Origin of the sequence: Caballeronia ptereochthonis (assembly GCF_001545075.1) — a bacterium.
GTDB lineage: Bacteria > Pseudomonadota > Gammaproteobacteria > Burkholderiales > Burkholderiaceae > Caballeronia > Caballeronia ptereochthonis.
On record NZ_FCOB02000077.1, the window covers coordinates 1 to 3,765 of the forward strand.

Sequence of the window (3,765 nt, forward strand, 5' to 3'; positions counted from 1 at the left end):
TGCGTGGCGCTCAGCGCTCGTCGAAACTCACGACCACCCGCTCGCTCACCGGATGACACTGGCAAGTCAGCACGAAGCCGTCATCGATCTCGTGTTGTTCGAGCGTGTAGTTCTTCTCCATCTTCACTTCGCCTTCGAGCACCTTCGCGCGGCACGTGCAGCACACGCCGCCCTTGCACGCGTAGGGCAGCGCGAGCCCGGCCTTCAGGCCCACGTCGAGCACGCTCACGCCCTCATACGGCAGCCGCAGCTTGCGCTTCTTGCCGTCGATGATCAGCTCCAGATCCGCCGCCGGCGTGTTCTCCGTGATCTCGACCGGCGGCACGCCCGCTTGCGGCAGCGGCGTGCCGAAGCGCTCCACGTGAATCTGCCTGGGCGACACGCCCGCGTCCTTCAACGCGGCCTCGGCCGCATCCATCATCGGACCGGGGCCGCAGATGAACGCCTCGTCGATTTCCTCCGGCGCAAGCAAGCTCTCCAGAAACGCCCGGCACTTCGCCTGATCCAGCACGCCGTTGAACAACTCCACATCCTGCAGATCGTCCGACAGCACGTGATACAGCGAGAACCGGTCCATGTAGCGGTTCTTCAGGTCCTCGAGCTCCTCGGCGAACATGATCGCTTCGACGCTGCGATTGCCGTACACCAGCGTGAAGCGGCTCGTGGGCTCCATATCCAGCGTCGTCTTGATGATCGCCAGCACCGGCGTGATGCCCGAGCCGCCCGAGAAGGCCACATAGTGCTTCGCGTGGTCCGCGTTCAGGTGCGTGAAGAAGCGCCCGTCCGGCGTCATCACTTCGATCTCATGCCCCGGCTTGAGCGTCTCGAAGGCGAAGTTCGAGAAGCGCCCGCCGCGCACGCGCTTGATGCCGATGCGCAGTTCGCCATCGCGGTCGTAGTCGGTCACCCCCACGCAGATCGAATACGAGCGGCGCGTCTCCTCGCCGTCGATGTGCGTCTTGAGCGTCACGAACTGGCCCTGCGTGAAGCGAAACGCCTCGCGCAAATCGGGCGGCACCTCGAACGAAACGGTGAGCGCATCGGCGGTTTCCGGACGAACGTCGCGGATGCGCAGCGGGTGGAATTGCGGAGTCGCCATGGCTATCGGCTCGCTTTCAGTGAAATCGGTTCAAAAACGCCGGTTCAGTACGGCTTGAAGTAATCGAACGGCTCGCGACAATCCACGCAGCGATACAGCGCCTTGCACGCGGTCGAGCCGAATTGCGCCAGCTTCTCCGTGTGCGTCGAGCCGCAGCGCGGGCAGGGGATCGCTTCCTTTTTGTAGGGCACGAAGCGGATCGGCTTCGCGGTCGTCGCCGGCGTGCTGCCGCACGTGCCGCTCGGCGGCGCGATGCCGTAGCGGCGCAGCTTCTCGCGCGCGTCGTCGGTGATCCAGTCGGTGGTCCACGCGGGCGCGAGCACCGTCTCGATGCGATGCGCGCCAAGCTCGGCCTGCTCGATCGCCCGCGCGATGTCCTCCGCGATCTGCGACATCGCCGGACATCCCGAGTACGTCGGCGTGATCACCACTTCGAGCACGCCATCGTCGCCGTGGCGCACCTCGCGCAGGATGCCCAGCTCGCGGATCGACACCACCGGAATCTCCGGATCGGGCACCGCTTCGAGCACCGACCAGGCGCGTTCGATCGTGGCGTTTGCGTGAACGGAGTTCATCACCAGCTCGCGCCCGGATGCTGACGCGCCAAGCTCTGCATTTCCGCCAGCAGATAGCCCATATGTTCCGAATGCTCGCCGAGCTTGCCCGTGCTCACATGCTTCACCTCGGCCGGCGCCTCGAGCGTCGCTTCTTCCAGTGCCGCTTGCACCTGTTCGCGCCACGCCGCTTCGAGCGCGCTCGCGAGCGGCGCGAGGCCCGCCTCGGCGACCGCCTGCTCGATCGCATCGGTGGCGAAGAACTCGCGCGTGTACGGCATCAGATAATCGAGCGCGGCCTGTGTGCGCCGATGCGACTCCGCCGTGCCATCGCCCAGACGCACCAGCCAGTCGCGCGCGTGATGCAGGTGATAGCTCGTCTCCTTGATCGACTTCGCCGCGATCGCCGCGAGCTGCGCATCGCTCGACGCTTGCAGCGCGGTCCACACCTCGGCCATCAACGCCGAGTACAGGAAGTTGCGCACGATCGTCACCGCGTAATCGCGTCCGGCGCGCGCCGTGCCCGCGAGCGGGCCGAAATGCGGCAGCTCGGTGATCGTGTAGTTGGCGAACTCGCGCTCGGTGCGAAAGTACGCGTAGTCGTCTTCGGTCTTCCGCACGCCATCGAGCGCCGCCTCCAGCGTGGCCGCATGCGTGTACAGCAACCGCGCCTGACCGATCAGATCCAGACTGATGTTCGCGAGCGCGATGTCTTCCTCCAGCGCCGGGCCGTGGCTGCACCATTCGGCGTTGCGCTGGCCGAGGATCAGCGCGTTATCGGCCAGGCGCAGCACATAGGCGAGATGTTCGTGGCTCATATCCCTCGCCCTTACATGTGGTTGATTTCGTCGGGCAGCACGAAGAACGTCGGATGCCGATAGATCTTGTCGCCCGCCGGCTCGAACAGCTCACCCTTGTCCGCCGGGTCCGAGGCCGTGATCGCCGCCGAGGGCACCACCCAGATGCTCACGCCTTCCTGACGGCGCGTGTACACGTCGCGCGCCATCCTCAGGGCCGCGCTCGCGTCGGGCGCATGCAGACTGCCGCAGTGCTTGTGATCCAGCCCTTGCTTGCTGCGCACGAACACTTCCCAGATCGGCCATTCCTTGCTCATCGTCGATATCTCCTGTGTTCCGTATCAAGCCGCTTGCCTGTGCGCGCGCGCCTGCTGTTTCTCCGCATAGGCGAGCGCCGCTTCGCGCACCCATGCGCCCTCCTCGTGCGCCTTCACGCGCGTGGCGAGCCGTTCCTTGTTGCACGGGCCGTCGCCGTTGACCACGCGCCAGAATGCCTCCCAGTCGATCTCGCCGTAGTCGTGCGCCTGGCGTTGCGCATTCCACTTCAGGTCCGGATCGGGCAGCGTGACGCCCAGGATCTTCGCCTGCTCGACGGTGGCGTCGACGAACTTCTGACGCAGATCGTCGTTCGAGATGCGCTTGATGCCCCAGGCGAACGACTGGCCACTGTGGATCGAGTCCTTGTCGCTCGGGCCGAACATCATCAGCACCGGCCACCACCAGCGGTTCACCGCCTGCTGCACGAGCTCCTTTTGCGCCGGCGTGCCCTTCATCATCGCGAGCAGCGCGTCGAAGCCCTGACGCTGGTGGAACGACTCCTCCTTGCAGATGCGGATCATCGCGCGCGCATACGGGCCGTACGTGCAGCGGCACAGCGGAATCTGGTTCATGATCGCGGCGCCGTCGACGAGCCAGCCGATCACCCCGACATCGGCCCAGGTGGGCGTCGGGTAGTTGAAGATGCTCGAGTACTTGGCCTTGCCCGCGTGCAGGGCCTCGACCAGCTGGTCGCGCGAGACGCCGAGCGTTTCGGCGGCGCTGTAGAGGTACAGGCCGTGGCCGCCTTCGTCCTGCACCTTGGCCAGCAGGATCGCCTTGCGCTTCAGACTCGGCGCGCGGCTGATCCAGTTGCCCTCCGGCTGCATGCCGATGATCTCCGAATGCGCATGCTGCGAGATCTGGCGCACCAGCGTCTTGCGATACGCCTCGGGCATCCAGTCCTGCGGCTCGATCTTGCCGTCGGCCTGCATCACCGCGTCGAAGCGCGCTTGCCCGGGCGAGGCCGCGAGCGGGTCCGCGTGGGCGTCGGTGGCCG

At 65.9% G+C, this 3,765-nt stretch carries 5 protein-coding genes; all 5 read right to left on the reverse strand.

What is annotated here, in order from left to right; genetic code table 11:
* Positions 1-10: 10 nt before the first annotated feature.
* Positions 11-1,099 carry a 1,2-phenylacetyl-CoA epoxidase subunit PaaE gene (gene paaE / locus AWB83_RS35360; protein ID WP_087050236.1) on the reverse strand — a complete coding sequence of 363 codons (1,089 nt, stop codon included), beginning with the start codon at positions 1,097-1,099 and terminating at the stop codon, positions 11-13.
* 44 nt (positions 1,100-1,143) lie between these two features.
* A complete protein-coding gene (paaD, locus tag AWB83_RS35365) occupies positions 1,144-1,674 on the reverse strand; it encodes a 1,2-phenylacetyl-CoA epoxidase subunit PaaD (protein ID WP_087050237.1) in 531 nt (176 codons plus the stop codon).
* The gene (gene paaC, locus AWB83_RS35370) at positions 1,674-2,471 is read right to left on the reverse strand and encodes a 1,2-phenylacetyl-CoA epoxidase subunit PaaC (protein WP_087050238.1); all 798 of its coding nucleotides are present in this window, start codon (positions 2,469-2,471) and stop codon (positions 1,674-1,676) included. Before paaC ends, paaD begins: the two co-directional genes overlap by 1 nt.
* Before the next feature lie 11 nt (positions 2,472-2,482).
* Positions 2,483-2,767, reverse strand: a complete 285-nt coding sequence (paaB, locus tag AWB83_RS35375; protein ID WP_087050239.1) for a 1,2-phenylacetyl-CoA epoxidase subunit PaaB — start codon at positions 2,765-2,767, stop codon at positions 2,483-2,485.
* 24 nt (positions 2,768-2,791) lie between these two features.
* On the reverse strand, positions 2,792-3,765 hold a 974-nt coding region (gene paaA / locus AWB83_RS35380), incomplete at its 5' end, for a 1,2-phenylacetyl-CoA epoxidase subunit PaaA (RefSeq protein ID WP_096059416.1).